Source organism: Synechococcus sp. MIT S9508, from assembly GCF_047303045.1.
GTDB lineage: Bacteria > Cyanobacteriota > Cyanobacteriia > PCC-6307 > Cyanobiaceae > Synechococcus_C.
Window position 1 is genome coordinate 1,409,609 of the sequence record NZ_CP138941.1, and the last position, 21,925, is coordinate 1,431,533.

The window sequence follows — 21,925 nt, forward strand, 5'->3', positions numbered from 1 at the left end:
CTCCGCCCGATGCCTCTGCCCTCCGCTGGTTACACCTGCAGCAAGCATTTCGAGGAGTACCCCTGTTGCCATCGGCAGTGGCAGCACCCCGGGCATTGCCGGTTTGTCCACGGCTACAGCCGCAGCTTCACCGTGTGGTTCGCCGCGACCCACCTCGACCCATGTGGGTTTGTGGTGGATTTCTCCAGTCTCAGGCCCCTGGAGAAGCAGCTCAGGCACCAGTTCGATCACACCTTTTTGGTGAATGCTGATGATCCGTTGATGCAGCAATGGCAGAGCCTGCATGAGCAGGGTGCTCTGGATCTGCGGGTGATGGACAACGTTGGGATGGAAGCCACTGCGCGGTTGGTGTGGGGCTGGGCCAACACCCTGTTGCAAGAACGTGATGCCGGCCGCAGCTGCTGCTGGAAAGTGGAGGCTCGTGAGAACCAGGCCAATGGCGCTTGTTACGAGGCTCTGCCCGATTGGTTCGGCACTGCGAACCAATCGGGTCAGTGATCAGCTCAGCACCAGTTTCCGCTGCTCTTCGCTGCCGCTGGTCGGCTGCACATCCACAGTGACGTCATCTCCGTCGCCGTAACGTCCAGCCAGGATGGCTTTGGCAATCGGTGTTTCCAGCTCACGCTGGATGGCACGCTTGAGCGGACGGGCGCCGTACACCGGGTCATAGCCGGCATCGGCAAGCCAATCGGTGGCGTTGTCGCTGATGCTCAGACCGAGCTTGCGCTCCATGAGACGTTGACGCAGGCGGTTCACCTGCAGACTCACGATCTGGCGTAGTTCGTCTCTGCGCAGGCTGTGGAAGATGATCTGATCATCGAGCCGATTGAGGAATTCAGGACGGAAATGACCGCGAAGGGCGTCATTCACCCGCCGTTCCATTTCGTCGTGCTGCCCGTCATCACCGCCCAGATCCAGGATCGACTGGCTGCCGATGTTGCTGGTGAGGATCAGCACGGCATTGGTGAAATCCACGGTTCGGCCCTGACCGTCGGTGACGCGACCGTCATCCAGGATCTGCAGCATCACGTTGAAAACGTCGGGGTGCGCTTTTTCCACTTCGTCGAAGAGGATCACGGCATAAGGGCGACGGCGCACGGCTTCAGTGAGCTGTCCTCCCGCCTCGTAGCCGACGTATCCAGGAGGAGCACCGATCAGACGACTGACTGTGTGTTTCTCCATGTATTCACTCATGTCGATGCGAACCATTGCGTCTTCGCTGTCAAACAGCTGTGCTGCCAGGGCCTTGGACAGCTCGGTTTTGCCGACACCGGTGGGACCGAGGAACAGGAAACTGGCGATTGGTCTGTGGGGATCACTGAGCCCGGCGCGTGAACGCTGAATCGCATCGGCGACGGCGGTGACGGCCTGCTGCTGACCCACTACTCGCTCGTGTAGCTGGTTCTCGAGCCCGAGCAGCTTGGCCATCTCCGATTGCACAAGCTTGGCCACAGGAATACCGGTCCATTTGGCGATCACCTCGGCGATGTCGTCTTCGGTGACCTCCTCACGCAGCAGCGACTTCTCCTGACCGTTGTCGTTGTCCTCGCTCAGTGCGGCCTCTTTCTCAGCCAGCTGCTTCTGGAGTGTGGCCAGTGTTCCGTATTCCAGCTCCGCAGCCTTGTTGAGGTCATAACTGCGCTTGGCCTGGTCCACCTGCAGCTGCACACGCTCAATCTCCTCCTTGAGGTTGGAGAGCTCATCAATCGCTCCCTTCTCCTGCTGCCACTGAGCATTGAGAGTGCTTTGCTGCTCTGAGAGTTCTGCGAGTTCCCGCTCGAGCTTCTCCAGCCGCTCCTGGCTGGCGGCATCGGATTCTCGGCCGAGCGAGAGTTTCTCCATCTCCAGCTGGAGGATCTTGCGATCGATTTCGTCGATCTCCTCTGGTTTGGAGGTGATCTCCATCTTCAGTCGCGCGGCGGATTCATCCACCAGATCGATGGCCTTATCTGGCAGAAAGCGGTCGGCGATGTAGCGGCTGCTGAGGACGGCGGCAGCCACCAGTGCACTGTCAGCAATGCGAACACCGTGGTGCACTTCATAACGTTCCTTAAGTCCGCGCAGGATCGAGACCGTGTCCTCCACCGTGGGTTGGTCTACGAGTACCTGTTGGAACCGACGCTCAAGAGCTGGATCCTTTTCGATGTGCTGACGATGTTCGTCGAGTGTTGTGGCGCCGATGCAGCGCAGTTCACCTCGGGCCAGCATCGGTTTGAGCAAGTTGCTGGCATCCATGGCGCCGCCTGTGGCACCGGCCCCAACCACCGTGTGGATCTCATCGATGAATAGAACGATCTGTCCTTCGGAGTCGGTGACCTCTTTCAGAACCGCTTTGAGCCGCTCCTCGAATTCGCCGCGATATTTGGCCCCGGCGATCAAGGCCCCCATGTCGAGGGCGATGAGCTGTCGGTTCTGCAGCGCCTGAGGAACATCGCCGTTGACGATGCGCTGTGCCAGGCCTTCGACAATGGCGGTCTTGCCGACGCCTGGTTCGCCGATCAGCACGGGGTTGTTCTTGGTTCTGCGGCTGAGGATCTGAATGGTGCGGCGGATCTCCTCGTCGCGGCCGATCACGGGATCAAGCTTGCCGTCGCGGGCTGCTGCCGTGAGATCACGTCCGTATTTCTCCAGTGATTCGTAGGTTGCTTCTGGGTTTTGGTCGGTCACGGTCTGGCTGCCGCGCACGGCATCAACGGCAGTTCTCAGGGCTTTGGCGTCAGCACCCACCTGACTCAGCAGGCGTTGTCCGCAGCGAGAATCCTCTGCTAAAGCGAGCAGCAGGTGTTCGATGGAGATATAGCTGTCTCCGTACCCCTGCTTGAGAGATTCGGAACGATCCAGCAGGGCGTTAAGCCCTTTGCCCAGATAAACGGATTCTGGCGGAGACTGCAGCGCCGGTTGCTGACTGAGATGGGCTTCCAGGTTGCTCTGCAGAGCGGATGGCGTCACACCGGCTTTTTCGAGAATGCGACTGGCCAGTCCGTCCTGTTCGAGGAGTGCCAGCATCAGGTGCTCGGTCTCCAGTTGTTGATGGCGTCGCTTCTGGGCCAGGTTCTGGGCCGAGAGGATCGCGGCCCAGGCCTTTTCAGTGAATTGTTCGGCCGTGGGTTGCATGAGTCCGTTGGTACTGATGTCACCGTATGGGTCTTATCCATGCTCGAGCCAGGGGGAACCGATCCAGTTGGTTCGGTCTGCACGCCAGCATGCGGTCAACCGATCCAGATCGGTAGGGTCCACCGAATCCTGCAGCGATCAAGGTGGATGGAACCCCTGTGAACCCGACTCTGGTCACAACATTGGTGGTCAGAGTGCAAGAGCTCTATGGACCGTCGCCCTCGGACCTGGAGAGGATGTGCTGGACAGTGGTCCATGAACATCATCACGGCACCATGCCGTCTGAGTACGACATCCGGGAGGTTGATGAGGATCTCTATCTGGCGGTGCTGACGGCGGCTCGCTCGTAGGAATAAAGGGTTGCAACGGCGTCTCGGCGTACTTGCAACTCAGGCACCGGCTAGGCCATGGTTAAGCAAATCTGAAGGAGTGGGTTGTGAAGGCTGCCCCGTCCTGTCCCCTGCATCTGGGGATTCTCGATTCACCCGACTACTGGACCGACAACGCTCTGGTTGAGTCTGTATCGCCAACCACCGCTTCTGAGTGGAGGCAATGGATTCAACAGTCAGAATCCGATCGCAGGCTAAGGAACCCTGACCGGCAGGCTGGTATCCGTGGCTGAATCGTCCTCTGTTCGGCAGGATGAAGACATGAAAAGACGGTCATGGCTGACTCGGATCAGTGCACACCTTCTGGGTGTTGTAGATGAGTACTGGGCGATGCGCGAACCCGCCCAGTATCACCAGCAGCTTCCCTGTTGTGATCTGAAAAGCGAAATGGATGCGACCAGGTCGACGAGCCAGCGTTGAGACAGTGGAGATGGCAGCACTGTTGTAGCGCTCTGAGACAGCATTCCCGCTTCAATCACGAGATTGCTGCCACTCCGTTGGACTGTGGCTAGGTGATGGAGATGACCTCATTGATGGTGAGCTGCATGTCCGTGATCAATATCTCCGGCGACAAGACCCCCAAGCTGGATCGTGTGTTTGAGTACTGGCCGCGCACGATCCAGCAGTACTGGCGTGATCAGGAGAACCGTCAGAAGTCGCTGCAGGCCAAGCTCTTGTCTGAAACGATTCGCCTGCAGAGTGCTTCAAGGCCTCGTAAGCAGCTCTTCGCGAAGCGACAGAGTTTTGTCTCTCCGTGCCATACCCTTCGGTCGTAAGGCCTGTTTCAGCGACAGGCCGCAAGATTGACTTTTGCTGCCTCCAGGGCTTCTTCACAGGCGGCACGATCCTCCTTATCGATGTCCCCCTGGCTGCCATTCAGGCGGGCTTCAAGAAACGCGATCTCTTCGATCCAGTGGTTGCGGTCGTTGGGTTCAAGGCTCATGGCTGACGAAGAGTCGCTGCGACTGTCGCATTTACCATCCCAGCATCGAGGAGGTGCTGATGTCGGTTGTGGTGCCGGAGGATTTCGATTATTCGGCTTCCATTTCGTTTCTTGAGATCAGGGATCAGCTGCCCTTGATCGATCCTGAAAGCCTGTCCCGGCAGGATGTGCTGGCGATTCTTCTCCATCTGTTTGATCAGAAACCCGGTTTTGTCGACCGCGGTCACGATGTCAATAACACCGAAACGGCCTGGGTGAATGCCTATCTCTTCAGGCTCAGGCCAGGCCGTGATGATCAGGGGTTGGAAGGATATGTGGTCGAATGCATCGGATCCAGTGTGGATCGCATGGCCCAGCTGTTCTGATCTCAGTCATTGACGATCGTTGTCCAGGCCAGTTCAGTTACTTCTGTAGCGGCCGATCAAGCAGGTCGCATTGATTCAACCCCTGAGCATTGGGGTCGGCTTCCTGAAGTCGATGGAGGATGTTGCGAAGATCGGCTCCAGCCAGTTCTCCGTTGGTTTCCCACTTCAGGCTGGTCCCGCGACGGTTGTGAACGGTGTCGTTCATGAGCATTCTCGAGCGAATGCACTTTCGTTGATCAGCAGGACGCCGGAAAGCACCCACTTGAAATCCTTAAAGGAAGTTAAAAGTGTGTTGGTTGCTACTTTCCTGGCGCGGTTTGTTCTCGGCCAAAGCCTTTGGCTTGCGCCTGGCGGGTGAGGTTGCGTTGCTGGCGGCTGAACAGTGCTTTGCACTCAATCGCTTCTCCCGCATGGGGTGCGATTTCGATGCCACTGGTCTGCATGGCGTGCTGCTGCTCTTGTTCTTCGCTCGACCCCGTCTCGTTCTGTAGGTAGGCATTGACGTAAGCCTGGGCAGTCTCTGTAGGCGGGTAATACAGCGTTCCAGGTCCCCTTCGGCGGCGAGTGAGGTTTCTCGCTAGGCGTCGATGTTGGATGCCTGCCCAGAGTTGACCTGGGTTGCGGACCATTTAGTTATTGAGACTTGGCGCCTCGGTGTCTTCGCTGAGCGCCATCGAGGTTCCATCAACGAAGTCGCTCAGCAGGGTGACGACTGGCATGGCCTGGGCCACAAAGGTTCAGTCTGTGCTGCCGTGCGTTCTGATTCCCAGAGCACTGCGGCTGAACCAGCTCTCCATCTTTGATGTCTGATCGTCTGCGACCAGGTCGGCACGATTCAAAGCGAAGTCGAGACTTCTTGCTAAAGCCACAATCTCAGTATCGTCTGAGCAGCCGTGCAGTTGTCGTCTGAGCGATTCACTGTGTTCGAGCGCATGCACAAAGGCACTCAATGCTTCTCTGCTCATCGTGACCATCCTTTTTCAGCCTGTTTTTCGACGAATGCAGCGACATCATCGATTTCCGTGAGACTCAGCTTGCCTTCGTAGGAAGGCATGGCATTTTTGCCGTTCTCGATCTGATGCTCGATTGCTTCAATCGGATGCTGGCTGTAGGAATCGAGGTAGGCCTGCAAGTCCGCCTGGCTCAGGGTGCGAGTGGCTCTGATCACATTGCCGCCACCCATATGGCAGGCAGCACAGTTGCTTGAGAACAGCTGGGCTCCATGAGACAGATCAGCGTCAGTCATGGCTCTTGCCGGCAGAGCCGCTCCGAGAGTGAGGCATAGGCTGAGGACCAGTGCCAGTGCAGAAGCAGGGTTTGGCATCCCTTGGCGTTCATCTCTATGCCAAACCTATCCATCATCAACAACAAGAAAAGACCCCAGGTTGAACGTTGACAATCTGGGGTCTGAATATGTTGAAACCTGAAAAATCAGGTGTTTTCTGAACAAATCACTCGACGATCACTTGGCCAACCATGCCAGCACCGCGGTGGGGCTCGCAATAGAAGTCGTAAGTACCGGCTTCGCTGAAGGTTTCTTCCCAGGATTCGCCGGGGGAGAATGCCAGATCGGGGTGGCTGTATTCATCGTGACCTTCAAAGACGGCGTTGTGAGGGGCCATCTTGTTGTTGACGAACTTGACGGTGTCACCGGCTTTGATCGTGACCGAGCTGGGCTCGAAAGCCAGCATTCCTGAATCTGCGCCAAGCTTCACCTCAACGGTGGCGGCACTTGCGGAAGCAACACCCACGGTGCAGGCCAGCACAAAAGCGAAGGCGGTGTAGAAAATCGATTTAAGGCTCTTCAGCATGACGACTGTTGAAGTTGCCTCATTATAGGCGTATCTCAGGGTGATCCCCGTTTCGGTAAACCTGAATCCAGCAAGACCGATTCAAGATCTGCGGCATGGCTTTTGACGCCGAAGCGCTCTGGCTGGGTCACGGGTTCGTGAATGAAATGGCGCTGACGAATGGAAAAGCGATCCCAGGCATTGACCTCGATCGGCAGCACCTTGATCAGTGTTTCGATCAACCAGGGCCAGAGAGGGATACCAGGAGTTCGTCGAATCCCACGCCAGCGGCAAAGGCTGGCCACTGCTTCATTCACGCTGATGGCCTTCTGTCCCATCACAATTCTGCGTACAGCACCCTGGCCGGGCTCCGGGTTGCGTTGATGGGGATGGGTGGCGAGATAGCCGCAAATCGCAGCAATGTCTGCTGCGTGGATGAAGTGGAAGCTGGCATCGGCCCGAAGGAATCGAGCCAGCCAGAGCCATTTGCTGGCTTCTGCGAGGCCTTCGGTGAGGTAGCTGGTGGGGAAAGGACTGCTGCCGTCCACTCGGCCTCCGAACACCAGGGTGGGGAAGACGGTGACAATTTTCTCGGCGAGAGGATGCTCCTCTAAATCTTTCAGGCACTGGGCTTTGGTCTGGATGTATTCAGTGCCGTAGGCCAGTGCTTCGGTGAGGGGCTGCAGATGCCGATCCAGGATGCTGGCTGTTGAGAAATAGGTGATTTGCTCGACCAAGGATGGATTGAGCAGTGACAGCATTCGCTTCACGGCCACAACATTCACTTGCTGAGCCCGTTCGGGATCCCCCCAGGCAGTGGCTGTGTGGATCACGCGGTGCGCACTGGCCAGCTCAGATGCGAATCGATCGGCTTCGCGAAGGTCGCCCACCAGCAGTTGAATCCGCGGATGATCCGCAGAAACGGCAGTGAGTTTGCTGGGATCACGCAGCCAGAGCAGCAGCTCTGCGTCGCTGTTCTCCAGCAGCCATGAAGTGGTGTATTGCCCGACGCAGCCGCTGGCACCCGTGATCAGGATGCGCGACGGAGTTGTGGTCTGACTCAAGCGAGAGCCCCGACTCGATCCATCACGCTCTTGCCTGCTGTGAAGAAGGCAGCTCCATTCTCCTCGGGTGTGCCGGGAAGAATTCCATGGCCGAGGTTCAGGATATGGCGGCGACCTCTGGCCTTGCGAACGCAGTCATCGATTCGGGCTTCGATGGCCTGAGGGGTTCCGAACAGCAGGCCGGGATCAACATTGCCTTGTACACCGATGTGTTCAGGCAGGCGTGCACAGGCCTCTGCCATGTCCACGGTCCAGTCGAGGGAGATGATGTCCACACCGGTCTGGGCCATCCTTTCGATCACGCCGGCGCTGCCGGAGATATAGAGGATGAACGGGGTATCGGGATGGGTCTGCTTGACAAGGTCGACCACCTTTTTCTGGTAAGGAGCCGCGAAGACGTCGTAGTCGGCTGGGCTGAGTTGCCCTGCCCAGGAGTCGAACATCTGCACCACTTGTGCCCCGGAATCGATCTGATAGCGCAGGTAGTTGGCAATGGACTCGGCGAAATGGTCGAGCAGTTTATGCAGCAATTCGGGCTCACGGAAGGCCATGGCCTTGATCACCGCATAGTTTTTGCTGCTTTTGCCTTCCACCACGTAGGCAGCCAGCGTCCAGGGAGCACCAACGAAACCCAGCACAGCCGCCTCATTGCCAACGCTCTCACGTAAACGCCCCAGCACTTCGCCTACAAATGGCATGGATTCGCTGGGAATCAAGGGTCGCAGAGCATTGACCTGGTCGAGATTGCGGATCGGATCACCGATCTGAGGCCCTTTGCTCTCGATGATGTCGAAGTCGATTCCCATGCCAGGAAGAGGCGTGAGGATGTCGGAGAACAAGATCACCCCGTCTGGCTTGAAGGCCCTGAAGGGTTGCATCGAGATCTCGTAGGAGAGGTCTGGATTTTCAGAGCGCTCGCGAAAGCTGGGGTACTTGTCCCTCAGGTCGCGGTAGATCTTCATGTAACGGCCGGCCTGACGCATCATCCAGACCGGAGGACGCTCCACCGCTTCACCACGGGCTGCACGCAGTAACAGAGGCAGAGAGTTGCTCATCAAGCCGGGATCAAATCAGTCGGAAACCTACCTGAAGAAACTGTGCAGAAGCGCTGGATTCCAGGCATGCTCAGCTGTTCGTCACATCGTTCGCCTGGTTTCAGACGCTCTCGGTTTGCTCAAGAGCGCTCAAGCTGCGTTTCGGATCGTGTCTGAACACCATCAGGCTTAGCGGTGGCAGGCACAGATCGAGAGAGTTCTCGTATCCATGAATGCCCCACTCATCGGTGGGTTTGCCTCCCATGTTGCCCAGGTTGCTGCCGCCGTATTTGGCTGCATCTGTGTTGAAAATCTCCTCGTAGAAGCCCGCCAGTGGCACGCCCACTCTGTAGTGGGAATGACTCTGAGGAGTGAAATTGGCAACCACCACCAGCCAGGTTCCGCTGCTGCTTTCCCTGCGCATGAAGCTGATCACTGAATGGCGATTGTCGTTGCAATCGATCCATTGGAAGCCGAACTGATCGAAGTCATCCCTCCATAAAGCAGGTTCGGCCTTGTAAAGAGCATTGAGATCCCCCACCAGGAGTTGAAGCCCTTGATGCGGTTCGTGGTTCAGCAGATCCCATTGCAGATCGCCCCACACATTCCATTCGGCTCGCTGACCGAATTCCATGCCCATGAAGATGGTTTTCTTGCCTGGGTGAGTCCACATGTAGGCCAGAAGAGCCCGCGTGTTCGCATATTTCTGCCAGTCGTCTCCAGGCATCTTGTGCAGGAGATGACTCTTGCCATGCACCACTTCATCGTGGCTTAGGGCAAGCATGAAATTCTCGGTGTAGGTGTACCAAATCGAGAAAGTGATGTTGTTCTGATGAAACTGTCGGAACCAGGGATCCAGCTCGAAGTAATCGAGCATGTCGTGCATCCAACCCATGTTCCATTTCAGGTTGAAGCCAAGGCCCCCGATGTCGGTGGGCTGGGTCACCATCGGCCAGGTGGTGGATTCCTCCGCAATCGACAGTGCTCCTGGGAAATGCTGGAAGAGCACGTGATTGGCCTGCTGAAGGAAACGCACCGCTTCAGTGTTCTCACGGCCGCCGTTCTCATTGGGTAGCCATTCGCCGTCCGGCCGCAGGTAGTCGCGGTAGAGCATGGAGGCCACCGCATCCACCCGGATGCCGTCGATGTGGAACTGGTCGAACCAGAACACCAGGTTGGCCACAAGAAAGTTGCGAACTTCATTGCGGCTGTAGTTGAAGATCAGCGTGCCCCATTCCTTGTGTTCGCCGATGCGTGGATCGGCGTGCTCATACAAATGGCAGCCATCAAAAAAGGCCAAACCGTGGCTGTCACGGGGGAAGTGACCTGGCACCCAGTCGATGATCACGCCGATGCCCTCGGCGTGGCATCGATCGACAAAACCCCGGAATTCATCCGGGGTTCCGTAGCGGCTGGTCGGGGCATACCAGCCAGTGACCTGGTAACCCCAGGAGCCATCAAATGGATGCTCGGTGATCGGCATCAGTTCGATGTGGGTGAAGCCCCTCTCCTTGACGTAGGGAATCAGGCGATCAGCCAGTTCCGGATAGGTGAGCAGGCGAGCACCTGGTTTGAGATCTGCTGCGGGAACCGGTGGCCTGGCACTGCCATCGGCCTCAATGAAAGGCTCTTCCGCGGAGGCGTGAATCCAGCTGCCAAGGTGCATCTCATACACAGAGATCGGCTGGTCCAGCACATTGCTGCTGTCGCGCGTCTGCATCCAGCTGCTGTCCGTCCAGTTGAAACCATCGAGATGGCTCACCAGGGAGCTTGTGTCTGGACGCACTTCGTGCTGGAAGCCGTAGGGATCGGCCTTTTGGTAGCAGTGGCCGTCGTGGGTTCGGATTTCGTATTTGTAGAGCTCTCCTTCAGCCATTCCGGGGATGAACAGCTCCCAGATCCCGCCGAGGCGCTGTTGCATGGGGTGCTGGCGACCATCCCAGCTGTTGAGATCGCCGATCACGCTGACGCTGCGGGCGTTGGGAGCCCACAGGCAGAACATCACACCCTGGACGCCGTCTTGATCGCAGCGATGGGCACCCATGCGCCGCCAGATGTGGTGGTGATTCCCCTCCGCGAACAGATGGCGGTCCATTTCGCCCATCCATTCCTGACGGAAGGCCCACGGATCATGCTGTTCATGGGTTATCCCTCCACGGTTTACGCGCACCCTGTAGGTACTCCCTGGGTTGAGATTGACCTCGGTTTCGAAGATCCAGGGATGGTGTGGAGTTGCCATGGCGATCTCCTCTGAACCGGTCAGGAGAGTCACGTTGTCGGCTTCGGGCATCCAGACACGGATGACCCAGCCACCGTTGTCTTGCGATTGAGGGCCGAGAATGGAGAGGGGGTGGTCGTGACGACACTCCGCCAGTCGCTGGGCATCCTCAACCATCCAGTCCTGCACAGTGATGGTCATGACGACGGAGCTTTCGTAGGCCGGGAGCTTAAGCGGAAAGCCTGCTCAAACTCCTTTCCTGCCAGGGATTTCAGACCAGATCTGCTGAGAAGTCGACGTTGATGATCCGCCCCTGGCGGTTGAAGATCACAAAGAGGTTGTCGGTCATGTTGACGAATTCAATTGTGACCAACACCAGTTGCTGCTCACTGTTGCTCGAGGCTGCAAGCGCGCTCTTGACGCTCTTCACCCCCCCGAGAACCCGCTCCAGCTTCGACCACTTGCGTTTGAGGTCAGCTGGGGAGATCTCCTTTTGAAAGTCGAGGTCCAGGTAATACCGGGCTGCGATCCAACGACCGTCATCCAGATCTTGCACAAACTGCAGTGCGGTCTGTTCGATCGGGAGCACCGTCTCGACCCACTTCCAGGCCAGCAGTTGTCCGTCGTCATCGAGCACCAGTAATAGAGGCAGCTCACGGGTGCCGCTGTTGGTGATGGCCACGGTTTCCACGGTCGTGTCGTCAAGACCTGGATTGACCGAGACCACTCGGAAGGATTCGATCATGGGCGCGCTTTGAAGCCGCTGGCTGATGGCCTCCACGCTGGTGGCTGATTTCAGGGGCGTCGCCAACAACTTGTAAATCCCATGCGCGTTCTTCGCTTGGATCGATGTGAGCAGTTCTTTGGCGGCGTTTTGGGCTTGGCTTGGAGTGAGATTGGTCCGCGGCGCATTTAGGGCCTGTGCAACCTGGACCTCTGCTCGGACGCTTGCCGCAGGGATCATCTCCACAGTGCAGGTGGCCATGGCAGCTGCCAGAAGACAGGAGGTGAACTTCACGGCAATCGTCAGAACGGTAGAATCAGTCTGCCGGAGTTCCCAGGTGTTGGGGCGCCAGCAGAGGCAGCATCCACAACTGAGCCATCTCAAGATGCAACTCGATGCTGATCACACGGCAATCGGCACTGGGTGCGCTGCAGGCCACGGCCTCATGCCCAGGATTGATGGCAATGGCTGGCCAGGCTGCTCCTGCAATCGATAAACGCAGCCTGTCGCCGGGTTCGAGCGTGGCAAGCAGCGGCTGAAGGTCTAGCTCCCGTTCACAGAGCTCGAAGGCTTGCTGTCCGCGGATTCGCAGCATCCCAGTCGAGAGCTGTTGCACCGTGTTCTTGCCACGAGGCAAGCGCGACAATGCCACACAAAGATCAAATCCAGGCTGGTCTGCGCAGACGTTAAGTTTGAGCTTCGGCTTGCCCTGCAGAGGCAGGGCGCCCTTAAGGGGTTCACCGGTGAACACCGCCACGTCACTGCGACGATCAAGGGATGCCCGATCGCAGGGCCCGGCGCTTGGGCTGAGATGTCCACCGATGGCGGGTACAGGCCGCCATGGGTCATGCACGATCACCACCTTGCCGCCACGGTCAGATGCTGCGTCAAGGATCTGTCCTTCTTCTGGGTCAAGGCAGGCGAGGCCTCGACTGCACAGATGCCAGCGCTGCTGATCGAAAGGTTGTGAGGAGACCGGGGATAGGGGGGTGATCGATGCTGGATGCAGATCGTCTGCTCCGCACCAGCTGTCGCTGACTTGGTCCCACAGCCAGACGACGATGTCATCCGCACTGTGCGGGGGGGCGCAGTCGCAGGGAGAGTCGATCAGATGCCGCTGGAAGAACTTCAGCAGCAGTTCGCTGCTCTCTGCCCACCACTGCAGATGGGTGGCAGGGCCGATGTGGAGTTCAGGTCGCCCTCCCGCTGCTCTGGCTTGTTCCGCAAGAGCAATCACGCCGCGGAGATGGGGATCCCACCAGCCTCCAAGTAACAGCATCGGTTGCTGCAGCCATCGATGTGGCATGGAGTGTTGGATCCAGTCGCTGTCCCGTTCGGGGCTTTGCTTGAGCCAGCGCAGGGCCATGCCCTCGGGATCGTGGTGTTCAAGCATCGACATGCCTTCACGCAGATAGCTGCCGTCTTCAAGGCTGCGTCGCATCTCGTCCCAGGCCTGATGGTCTCCCCGCCTTTTGGCCTGGAGACTGGCCAGCTGCAAGCCCCAACCCAGCCCCAGATGCCACCAGTGGGCGTTGCCGTCGCAACTCCAGTGGTCCCGTTCGTCCAGGCCGCACATCGCCGGTGCCAGACAATCGGGTGGTGGGCACTCCGAAGGCGCAAGCAGTTGGGTCAGGCCTTGATAGGAGAAGCCGTACATCCCGACTCGACCATTGACCTCTGGCCTTTGTCTCAGCCAACTCAAGGTGTCGGTCGTGTCGTGCGCTTCTTGGGAGAAGCCGCGGAAATGTCCTCCCGACGCTCCCTGGCCGCGCACATCCTGAACAACCACAACAAAGCCGTGACTGCACCACCACTCCGGGTGAGGGAGCGTGACGGTTGAAGCGATGGACTTGCCATAGGGCTGTCTCATCAACAGCGCAGGCCAGGGGCCTTCTCCGCAGGGTCGCCACACTCGCGAGACCAGCTCAACGCCGTCGCGGGTGATCAGTGACGCATCAGCGAACATCCGGGCAATTGAGTCCGATCACGTAGGTCGCAACAATTTCAGCTTCCGTCTTGTTGAGGTTGCGTTGGCCAGCAATCACAGCAATGGATTGGCTGGACAGTGCCGACTCCCCTTGGGCATTGATGGATTTGAACTGTTGGCAGAGTGCCTCGGCTTCACCGGGATTGCGCTTAACGCTTTCCAAAAGAGACGACTGGGCCTGACTGAAAGGGCTCACCGCAAGCAGGGTTGAAACTGCGGCAACTGTTGCGAATCTGAGGTTGTTGAGGAAACGCATCGGAACCTCTGTCCGAATCTGTCCCTCATTTGAAACGGGTGAGACGGAGCTTGCTGGTCTGGACGGTCAGTTCGTGTTTTGCCTCTCCTTGGCACGGAGGATCCAGCGGCGGGCCACGGCAAGATCCACAACTGGGGGGTGTCCGCTTCGCAGCTGACGTTCCAGTCGTCCGGTGCGGGTGAGCAAGTCCTGTGGGGTGGCCCCAGCGATCGCTGTCACGGTGGCCAGTCCTGCGTGCATCAGCAGGGCAGCATCCTGAGGGGCCAGGTCCAACGCGCAGGCCAGATCAGCCATGCCTTGCAGACGTCTGAGGTTGCGTGCTGACGCCCGACCGCTGGAGGCCAGTCGACTGATTTGCAGCTCGTCAAGAGACTTCAGCTGCCCCCAGGTGGTGATGCCGGAAGCCAGCAGCTGTTTCAGTTCATCGCGCATGCCCTGGGGTAGCTCCTGTAAGGGATCCTCTGGTCTCATTCGGCTCGAAAGTTGCGAACGGTTTCGCCCAGAACCACTGATCTGGAAGCTCCTTCACCCTCAGGCTGGAGCTGACGTAAACGAACAGTCACCTCAGGGCTGTTGCGGCCGCCAGGACGGACATTCCCCGCCAATTGCTGCAGGGTCGGTTCGATCGCTTCGTCTGGAAAATCGGCCTTGGCCTGAGCCACCACCAGATCATCACCATTGTCAAAAACTACCGGGGCTCGCAGTGCTCCCTCCACGCTGACGCTGGGTGTGTAGCTCAGACCAAAAGCCCAGCAGCTGGCCGACAACAGCAGCGTGAAGCTGCTCACTCCCACCAGTCGGAAACGGATGCCCCAGCGGGCGATGAAGGCGATCAGTGTCAAGCCAAACAGCGCCAGCCCGCCTTTGGCGAGCCAGATGCTGGAGGTGGAGAGCAATTCCTCAAGTGGCATGGGCTGGTCTGCTCGGAATGTGGTCCTTATATTGCGTCGACCTCCGGCGTATTGACGGGCATCGATGCGAGGAGGTCCAACCAGCATGCGGCGTAACAGGCTCGTCCTGTCTGTTTTGGGTGGATCCCTCATCGGTGGGGTGGTGCTGTGGTTTGCCGCCGATCACTGGGCCAGTTCGCTGTTTCAGCGGGTGCGTCCAGACATCGAGGCTCAGATCTCCAAGCCTCTTGGTCACCCCGTCAGCATCGGTCGCTATCGCGGCCTGGGTCTGCAGGGACTTGCTCTAGGTCCTGTTCAGGTCCGCAAAGGTCCACTCGATCAGTCGAATGCAGAGATTCAGCGCCTCACCATCGGGCTCGATCCCTTCACCAGTCTTCTGCGATTCAAGCCCGTTCTCACGGTGCGGGTAAGAGGAGCTCAGCTCGATCTACGGCGCAATGACCAGGGCCGTTACTGGGTTCCAGGACCCTTTCCAGAGCAAGGCGACCCACCCCGCTTGGATCTGCAGGTGCGTTTCAGCGATCCCGCCAGGATCAAGATCGACTCTGCGGGTCTCAGCTTGACAGCTGCTGGTTGGAGCGGCATCCGTCTTGATGAGCACAGGGCTGATGGCGTCCTCAATCTCTTGCTTCCAGACAGGGGGCGTATCACCGTCAAGGCACGAGGCCGTTGGGTCCGCCCGGAGTTTGAGCTCACCACCCAACTGGAACGGATTCAGTTGGAGCGCTATCAGGGCTTGTTGCCGTTGAATCTGCCCGTTCAGATGCAGGGCCAGCTTGGTGGCAACCTGCGTCTGGGCTGGCGTGGGGGACGAGCCAACTGCAGCGGGGGGCTGTCTCTGAAGAGAGCGCAGTTCAGTGGCCAGGCCATGGAGCACAGGCTGGAGTCTCCAGAGTTGCTAGTCAGTTGTCGCGGGGACACACTCAAAGTTCCGAACAGTCGATGGACTTACGGGCCCTACAGGGCTTCTCTCGGCGGCAACGTGCGTCTCAACCGCTCTTTTGCTCTAAAGGGAGCTTTCAAGGAACTGGATCAGGATCGCAATCTGGCGTTTCGGCTCGATGGCGACTGGTCTCAACCGAAGCTGCGCGTCGATGGTCTCTGGGCCTTGCCTGACTCCATTCCGGTGGACGGACCTCTTCGCCTTACCGCTCAATTGAGTGCTGATTGGCGGGACCGCCAGGATTGGTCGGCAACGCTGGATTGGCTTGCTCTTCAAGCGCCTGGTGTGGATGTGAAGGCCAAAGGTGAGTTGCATCCTCAGCTGCGGGTTGCCACCCAGCAGCTTGAGCTGGCGGGGCCTGCCTGGAAGCGCCTTCCTCTCGTCTCGCCTCTGCTCGGTACGGCAGCTCCCTTGAAGGGAATGCTTCAGTTGAGCGGTGAATCATTGAAGCCTGAGTTGTCTCTGGAGATGGCTCAGGCCAGTAATCCCTTGCTGCAGGAATGGTCGCTGCAGGCTGGATGGACTGCACAATCAGGACTGCTGGAGCTTGAGCAGCTCCGCAGTCCTGATTTCACCGCCAGCGCAAGGATGCCGCTCAGCCTTGGTGCAGGTGGTCTGAAACCCGGTCCATTGGAGGCCGATCTGCGCCTTGACTCCTATCCCCTCAAGCGTCTGGGTCCTCTTCTGGGCACAGAGATGGACGGAACGATTGCGGTATCTGGTCAGGTTCTGGGTCCTCTCGATGCATTGCGACCTGATCTGCGCCTTGCCGTCAATCATCCGAGGGCGGGTGCTGTGCGCCTCATGGAGGACTGGATTGGAACCTTCCTCGGTCGCTCCGGCGGCGGTGGTGTGCTGTCGATGGCTTCGGTGGGATCCGTCATTGCTGGATCTCTTGAGGCCCGGCTTGGTGCGAACTGGCTTCCCACTGATGTGATGCTGCGTCGCCGCAAGGGGGATCTGCAGCTTCAAGGAACGCCTGCCGGTTACCGATGGACAGCCACTGATCTAACGGTGGATGGACTGGAACTGGCGCTTCCCCCCAGGCAACGCTGGGAAGGGGTTTATGGCCGTTTGAGTGGCGACGGCACTCTCGGACTGCAACCGCTCGCCATGACGGGTGATCTGAGCATCAGTCGCCCTGGAATCATGGGCCTGCAGCTGCAGCAGATTCTGCTCACGGGCCGTTACGCGGATAGTCGTTATGCCATCACTAGCGAACTGCTGCCGCCGGATACGGGCCAGATCACCGTGGATGCCGAAGGACAGCTTGATGGCTTTTTCAAGGGCCAGGCTGTGGCGAGGGGACTGAGCGCACGCTGGCTCAGCAACAGTGCTCTCAACCTGCCCAGGTTGAACAAGGATGCTCCCTTAGAGCAGGGCTCAGCATCCGACCTGGGCACGCTGCTGATCAACACTTTTGGCGGCAATCTCGATGGGCAATTGCAGGCCCTGCGGAACGCCCGGACGGCGTTGCTGCAAGCCCGTCTGCAGAACCGTGAACGGGAACCATTCCGTCTTGAGGATCTCCGCGGGCAAGTGGATGCGGTGATCGATCTGACCGGTCCTCGCATCAGTCGTCTCAATCTCGATCTCAAGGCCCGAGGTCATCTGTGGATCGAGGGTGAGGATGCGGATTACGCCTTGCAGGTGAAACCCTTCACTGCACGGATTGAAGGTCCCCTGCAGGGAGGAGAGGGGCAGTTCTCCTTAGCTCATCTCCCCTTCAGCCTCTTGGCCCTGGTCGCTCCTGTGCCGACGTCACTGCTGGGAGCACTGGGCATGAAGGGGACCTACCGCCTCGATGGTTCCAAGGCAGCGATCAGCAGCGAGCTGGTTCTCGAGGATGCACGCCTCGGCCCCAACCCGATTGCGCTGAAACGCGGCCAGGTGCTGCTTAGCGATCAGGCTCTCAAGCTGGATCTGGCTCTCGTCTCCGAGACCTCCACAGAGCCTGTCACCGTCACCGGCAGGATTCCCTTTGCTGCTGATCAGCAGCTTGATGTCCGCATCGTGAGTCTTGGCGATGGCCTGAACTTTCTCACCGGACTGACCAATGACACCGTGTCTTGGGATAAGGGTGATGTGGATCTTCGCCTGTTGCTCGGCGGCACGCTTCGAGCGCCGAAGGCCAACGGCTACATCGTGATCAAGGATGCTGCCTTCAAGGCTCAGGGCCAGAGCCTTACCAAAGTCAACGGCTCCATGGTCTTCGACTTTGACCGGCTGGAAGTGCAGTCGTTCAAGGGTCGTTTCGGCTCGGGTGGTCAGCTCAAAGGCAGTGGTGCCCTGGCGCTTCTACGCCCATATCCCGAGCCCAATCCGCTACGCATCCAGCTCGAAAAGGCACGCATCAAGATTCCGAATGCCGATGTCGAGGTTGGCGCTGATCTGATGCTCACCGGAGCTGTGGTGAACCCACAGATTGGCGGAATTCTTGAGGTCAGTCACGGAGCGATTCGCCCGAACCGCTCCCTGCTTTCCCGTGTCAGAAATCCACAGTCTCGAAACTCTGTTTCCACCAAGGCAGTCTCCATTGATGAACTGATCGAGGATCAGTGGGACTTCAAAGAGCCTCTGATGCTGCGGGGGGCTGATGTGGAGGCGGCGACCAGTCGCTCGATCAAGGCCTCTCTGCCCAAGCTTCCCTTCATCGGATTCCGTGACCTGCGCCTCACGCTTGGTCCCAAACTGAAAGTCGAGGTGCAGCCCCTGGCGACGTTCACCACGCAAGGTCTTCTCAGCATCAATGGTGCCCTTGACCAAAGCCTGGAACTGCAGGGCGTCGTGCAGCTTCTGTCTGGACGGGTGTCCATGTTCACCACAACCTTCAGCCTTGATCGCAGTGCTGCGAACGTCGCTGTATTCACTCCAGCCCTCGGGCTGATCCCCTACGTGGATGTCGCCATGGTTACCAGGGTTTCCGACAACGTGACCATCAACAACGATGACAACAATGCTTTCTCTACATCTGTGTTTGATTCCAACGGTCTCGGCAACCTCGGAGCGGGAGGACAGCTCAGGCTGATCAAAGTGATGCTCGCCACAAGCGGTCCAGCTGATCGTTTAGCGCAGAACATCCAACTGCGCAGTTCACCTGCGCTACCCCAACCGCAGTTGATGGCGCTGATCGGTGGCAACTCACTGTCGGGTCTTTCCGGAGCCGGAGCCGGCACAGCTCTGGCCGCCGTGCTTGGTCAATCCTTGCTGTCTCCTGTTCTGGGTACCTTGACCGACGCCTTCAACCAGAGGCTGCAGTTCGCCCTCTATCCGACTTATGTCAGTCCCGTTGTTCAAAATGAAGAGGAGCGTGTCTCTGGTCAGGTTCCACCCCAGCTGGCTCTCGTGACGGATGTGGGCTTGTCCATCACTGATCGCTTCGATTTTTCCGTGCTGGCTGCCCCCAACCGCAATGACATCCCCCCGCAGGGAACTGTGACGTATCAACTCAACCCAAACATGAGTTTGTCTGGATCGGTCGATAGCCAGGGCACTTGGCAAAGTCAGCTTCAACTGTTCATGCGGTTCTGATTGATGGCTCAATCAGTGGCTGAAGGAGTTGCAGATCGGTGCGTTCTGGGTGTGGATCTCGGTGGAACCGCGATCAAGCTCGGTCTGTTCAGCCTTGAAGGGGAGTTGTTGGAGGAACATCAGCGTCCAACGCCCCAACCCGCCACGCCTGGATCGGTTTGTGTGGAGATCGTTGAGGCGATCGGGTGCATTGACCCTCATGGTCTGGCTTCGGTGGTGGGGATTGGTTTGCCGGGGCCCATGGATGCTGAAGCGCGAGTGGCCCGCGTTTGCATCAATCTGCCGGGCTGGGAAGAGGTCCCACTGGCCGCGTGGCTTGAATCACGCCTCAATCGAAGGGTCACCCTCGCCAACGACGGCAATTGCGCTCTCGTCGGTGAGGCCTGGAAAGGCGCGGCTCAGGGCTGCAGCGACGTGGTGTTGCTCACTCTTGGAACCGGCGTTGGTGGAGGAGTGATGCTTAGGGGTCAGTTGTTCACAGGGCACAACGGAGCAGCCGCGGAACCAGGTCTGATCACGCTGTTTCCCGATGGACCTGAGTGCAACAGCGGCAACAGGGGGTCGCTGGAACAGTTCGCGAGTATCGCTGGGCTGAAGCGGCTCAGTGGTGCTGAGCCGTCTTCACTGGCCATGGCGGCATCCCGCGGGGATGTTCAGGCCAGGGACCACTGGGAGCGCTATGGCCAGCTTCTGGGTACTGGGATCAGCTCGCTGGTTTATCTGTTCACGCCCCAGCTGGTGCTGGTGGGGGGAGGGCTGGCTGGTGCCAGTGAGCATTTCCTTCCTGCGGTGCGTCAGGAGGTCTCCACCCGTGTTCAGGCGGTGAGTCGCGAGGGCCTGCAGATCAAGGCGTGTGCCCTGGGTAATGGTGCCGGTCGTCTGGGTGCGGCTCGCCTGGCGATGCAACGGTTGCTGCTTTCTCCGTCGCCCCAGGCGGGATGATGGAAGCCGTTTTGAGATGTTGCTCGTGCAGGCCGTTCCAGACCCCTCCCCGGAGCTTCTGTCTTTGGCGGCGGGCCTGCGCCGTGCCGCCACGGATCTGGGCCTGACCAGCGATGACCAGCGCCGGGAGGCGCTGCTGGCCATGGCGGAGTCACTCCGTGCCAACAGCGGCGCCATCGTTGCCGCGAACCAGCTCGACCGTGAGAACGCTGAGCAAAGCGGCCTGGCTCCGGCACTGATGGCCCGCCTCAAGCTCGATGACGTCAAGCTTGAAGGTGCGATTGCCGGGGTGCGACAGCTGGCGGAACTTGCTGACCCACTCGGTCGACGTCAGTTGCATCGGGAACTGGATGATGGCCTTGTGCTGGAACGCGTCAGCGTTCCCCTCGGGGTCGTGGGTGTGATCTTCGAAGCCCGTCCTGATGCCGTGATTCAGATCGCTTCGTTGGCGATCCGCTCCGGTAATGGGGCGATCCTCAAGGGTGGACGTGAAGCTGAGTGCACCAACAAGGCGGTGATGGCAGCACTGCAGCAAGGCCTAGTCGCCACATCGGTATCTCCCGAGTCCCTCGCTCTGCTCACCACCCGTGAAGACAGCCTTGCTTTGCTGCGGCTTGAGGGATTGGTGGACCTGATCATTCCCAGGGGTAGTAACGAACTGGTGCGCTTCATTCAGGACAACACCCGTATTCCCGTGCTCGGCCATGCCGATGGGGTTTGTCATCTGTATGTGGATGCCGAGGCGGACCCAAATCAGGCTGTGACCATTGCCCTGGACAGCAAAGTGCAATATCCGGCGGCCTGCAATGCAATCGAGACTTTGCTGGTTCATGCCGACATCGCCGGGATATTCCTGGAGAAGGCCATCCCCGCTTTCCAGGCCGAAGATGTGCGGCTGCTCGGTGATCCAGGCGCTTGCTCTCTCGGGATCAGTGAGGCCGCGGCCGAGGAAGACTGGAGCACGGAATATCTGGCGTTGACCCTGTCCGTTCGTGTTGTGGATGATCTCGCTGCAGCTCTTGAACACATCCGTCGCTATGGCTCACGTCATACCGAAGCGATTGCAACCCGTAACGTCTCCACTGCAGAGCGATTCCTGCGCTCAGTCGACAGCGCCGGTGTCTATCACAACTGTTCTACGCGCTTCGCAGACGGCTTCCGCTACGGATTCGGCGCCGAAGTTGGTATCTCGACTCAGACGCTGCCTCCCAGGGGACCTGTCGGTCTGGAGGGGTTGGTGACCTATCGCTATCGATTACGTGGTGATGGCCACACTGCTGCTGACTATGCCTCGGGTGCCCGTCACTTCAGTCATGTGGACTTGGATGGATGAGCAACGTCACCCATCCCCTGGACATAATCAGAGTCGACAATCTTCGCCTCTGGGCCCATGTGGGGGTGCTCGACCATGAGCGTGAACACGGTCAGTGGTTTCGTGTTGATCTGGAGCTGCATCTTGATCTGAGCCAGTCGGCCTCCGCTGACTCGCTGGCGGCAACGGCTGATTACAGCTTGGGAGTTGAGGCTTTGCAGCGTCTTGCTGCCGAGATCACTTGCCACACCATCGAACATTTCAGTGAGCGCATGTTCGAGGAGCTTGAGGGGATCTATGGGTCTTTGCCGATGCATCTTTGGCTGAGCAAATGTCATGCTCCGATCCCAGGTTTCGCAGGTACGGTGAGCCTTGAGCGCTGGCGCCGCAAACCGTTTTGAG

24 protein-coding genes are annotated in these 21,925 nt (G+C 58.7%); 9 read left to right on the forward strand and 15 right to left on the reverse strand.

Annotation, left to right across the window (positions count from 1 at the left end):
- Nucleotides 1–9: 9 nt before the first annotated feature.
- On the forward strand, nt 10–498 hold the full coding sequence (locus SIB42_RS07430) for a 6-carboxytetrahydropterin synthase (RefSeq protein WP_067092972.1): 489 nt from the start codon (nt 10–12) through the stop codon (nt 496–498).
- On the opposite strand, the gene clpB is transcribed toward SIB42_RS07430, so the two are convergent.
- Nucleotides 499–3,114 carry an ATP-dependent chaperone ClpB gene (gene clpB, locus SIB42_RS07435; protein ID WP_067092973.1) on the reverse strand — a complete coding sequence of 872 codons (2,616 nt, stop codon included), beginning with the start codon at nt 3,112–3,114 and terminating at the stop codon, nt 499–501.
- A 143-nt stretch (nt 3,115–3,257) separates the two neighbouring features.
- Here clpB and SIB42_RS07440 point away from each other — a divergent pair, with 143 nt between their 5' ends.
- The 3 genes from SIB42_RS07440 (at nt 3,258) to SIB42_RS07450 (ending at nt 4,279) form a co-directional block, all read left to right on the forward strand.
- Nucleotides 3,258–3,464, forward strand: a complete 207-nt coding sequence (locus SIB42_RS07440; RefSeq protein ID WP_074160691.1) for a hypothetical protein — start codon at nt 3,258–3,260, stop codon at nt 3,462–3,464.
- A 300-nt stretch (nt 3,465–3,764) separates the two neighbouring features.
- Nucleotides 3,765–3,923, forward strand: coding sequence for a hypothetical protein (locus tag SIB42_RS07445; RefSeq protein WP_231856305.1), 159 nt, complete (start codon nt 3,765–3,767; stop codon nt 3,921–3,923).
- Nucleotides 3,924–4,024: 101 nt separating this feature from the next.
- Complete coding sequence (locus tag SIB42_RS07450) at nt 4,025–4,279, forward strand: hypothetical protein (RefSeq protein WP_067092974.1); 255 nt, start codon at nt 4,025–4,027, stop codon at nt 4,277–4,279.
- Between the two features lie 8 nt (nt 4,280–4,287).
- Here SIB42_RS07450 and SIB42_RS07455 read toward each other — a convergent pair whose 3' ends face one another.
- Nucleotides 4,288–4,446, reverse strand: coding sequence for a hypothetical protein (locus SIB42_RS07455; RefSeq protein WP_197459836.1), 159 nt, complete (start codon nt 4,444–4,446; stop codon nt 4,288–4,290).
- A gap of 59 nt (nt 4,447–4,505) precedes the next feature.
- Here SIB42_RS07455 and SIB42_RS07460 point away from each other — a divergent pair, with 59 nt between their 5' ends.
- Nucleotides 4,506–4,811 (forward strand): hypothetical protein, encoded by a 306-nt coding sequence (locus SIB42_RS07460; protein ID WP_067092975.1) that lies wholly within the window; start codon nt 4,506–4,508, stop codon nt 4,809–4,811.
- A gap of 37 nt (nt 4,812–4,848) precedes the next feature.
- Here SIB42_RS07460 and SIB42_RS07465 read toward each other — a convergent pair whose 3' ends face one another.
- From SIB42_RS07465 to SIB42_RS07525, 13 genes are all read right to left on the reverse strand, one after another.
- Complete coding sequence (locus SIB42_RS07465; protein WP_197459837.1) at nt 4,849–5,016, reverse strand: hypothetical protein; 168 nt, start codon at nt 5,014–5,016, stop codon at nt 4,849–4,851.
- Nucleotides 5,017–5,110: 94 nt separating this feature from the next.
- A complete protein-coding gene (locus SIB42_RS07470) occupies nt 5,111–5,440 on the reverse strand; it encodes a hypothetical protein (protein WP_231856306.1) in 330 nt (109 codons plus the stop codon).
- Between the two features lie 108 nt (nt 5,441–5,548).
- Complete coding sequence (locus SIB42_RS07475) at nt 5,549–5,776, reverse strand: Nif11-like leader peptide family natural product precursor (protein WP_067092976.1); 228 nt, start codon at nt 5,774–5,776, stop codon at nt 5,549–5,551.
- Nucleotides 5,773–6,135, reverse strand: a complete 363-nt coding sequence (locus SIB42_RS07480; RefSeq protein ID WP_067092977.1) for a c-type cytochrome — start codon at nt 6,133–6,135, stop codon at nt 5,773–5,775. Before SIB42_RS07480 ends, SIB42_RS07475 begins: the two co-directional genes overlap by 4 nt.
- A gap of 127 nt (nt 6,136–6,262) precedes the next feature.
- On the reverse strand, nt 6,263–6,622 hold the full coding sequence (gene petE, locus SIB42_RS07485; protein ID WP_067092978.1) for a plastocyanin: 360 nt from the start codon (nt 6,620–6,622) through the stop codon (nt 6,263–6,265).
- A 35-nt stretch (nt 6,623–6,657) separates the two neighbouring features.
- Nucleotides 6,658–7,665 carry an NAD-dependent epimerase/dehydratase family protein gene (locus SIB42_RS07490; protein WP_067092979.1) on the reverse strand — a complete coding sequence of 336 codons (1,008 nt, stop codon included), beginning with the start codon at nt 7,663–7,665 and terminating at the stop codon, nt 6,658–6,660.
- Nucleotides 7,662–8,720: a uroporphyrinogen decarboxylase gene (gene hemE / locus SIB42_RS07495; protein WP_067092980.1), complete on the reverse strand. Its 1,059-nt coding sequence runs from the start codon at nt 8,718–8,720 to the stop codon at nt 7,662–7,664. Before hemE ends, SIB42_RS07490 begins: the two co-directional genes overlap by 4 nt.
- 100 nt (nt 8,721–8,820) lie before the next feature.
- Nucleotides 8,821–11,118 carry a 1,4-alpha-glucan branching protein GlgB gene (gene glgB / locus SIB42_RS07500; RefSeq protein ID WP_067092981.1) on the reverse strand — a complete coding sequence of 766 codons (2,298 nt, stop codon included), beginning with the start codon at nt 11,116–11,118 and terminating at the stop codon, nt 8,821–8,823.
- A gap of 70 nt (nt 11,119–11,188) precedes the next feature.
- Nucleotides 11,189–11,935 (reverse strand): DUF3887 domain-containing protein, encoded by a 747-nt coding sequence (locus SIB42_RS07505; protein ID WP_067092982.1) that lies wholly within the window; start codon nt 11,933–11,935, stop codon nt 11,189–11,191.
- 22 nt (nt 11,936–11,957) lie between these two features.
- Nucleotides 11,958–13,607, reverse strand: coding sequence for a CocE/NonD family hydrolase (locus SIB42_RS07510; RefSeq protein WP_067092983.1), 1,650 nt, complete (start codon nt 13,605–13,607; stop codon nt 11,958–11,960).
- Nucleotides 13,597–13,884 (reverse strand): hypothetical protein, encoded by a 288-nt coding sequence (locus SIB42_RS07515; RefSeq protein WP_067092984.1) that lies wholly within the window; start codon nt 13,882–13,884, stop codon nt 13,597–13,599. Before SIB42_RS07515 ends, SIB42_RS07510 begins: the two co-directional genes overlap by 11 nt.
- Nucleotides 13,885–13,950: 66 nt before the next feature.
- Nucleotides 13,951–14,355: a DUF4332 domain-containing protein gene (locus SIB42_RS07520; RefSeq protein ID WP_067092985.1), complete on the reverse strand. Its 405-nt coding sequence runs from the start codon at nt 14,353–14,355 to the stop codon at nt 13,951–13,953.
- Complete coding sequence (locus tag SIB42_RS07525; RefSeq protein WP_067092986.1) at nt 14,352–14,795, reverse strand: Ycf51 family protein; 444 nt, start codon at nt 14,793–14,795, stop codon at nt 14,352–14,354. Before SIB42_RS07525 ends, SIB42_RS07520 begins: the two co-directional genes overlap by 4 nt.
- A 115-nt stretch (nt 14,796–14,910) precedes the next feature.
- Here SIB42_RS07525 and SIB42_RS07530 point away from each other — a divergent pair, with 115 nt between their 5' ends.
- The 4 genes from SIB42_RS07530 to folB are packed head-to-tail and all read left to right on the forward strand — an operon-like array spanning nt 14,911 to nt 21,924.
- A complete protein-coding gene (locus SIB42_RS07530) occupies nt 14,911–19,269 on the forward strand; it encodes a translocation/assembly module TamB domain-containing protein (protein ID WP_413327731.1) in 4,359 nt (1,452 codons plus the stop codon).
- 3 nt (nt 19,270–19,272) lie between these two features.
- Nucleotides 19,273–20,211: an ROK family protein gene (locus SIB42_RS07535; RefSeq protein WP_067093157.1), complete on the forward strand. Its 939-nt coding sequence runs from the start codon at nt 19,273–19,275 to the stop codon at nt 20,209–20,211.
- Between the two features lie 16 nt (nt 20,212–20,227).
- Nucleotides 20,228–21,544 (forward strand): glutamate-5-semialdehyde dehydrogenase, encoded by a 1,317-nt coding sequence (locus SIB42_RS07540; RefSeq protein ID WP_067092988.1) that lies wholly within the window; start codon nt 20,228–20,230, stop codon nt 21,542–21,544.
- On the forward strand, nt 21,541–21,924 hold the full coding sequence (folB, locus tag SIB42_RS07545; RefSeq protein WP_067092989.1) for a dihydroneopterin aldolase: 384 nt from the start codon (nt 21,541–21,543) through the stop codon (nt 21,922–21,924). The genes SIB42_RS07540 and folB overlap by 4 nt, the downstream gene beginning before the upstream one ends.
- Nucleotide 21,925 lies beyond the last annotated feature (1 nt).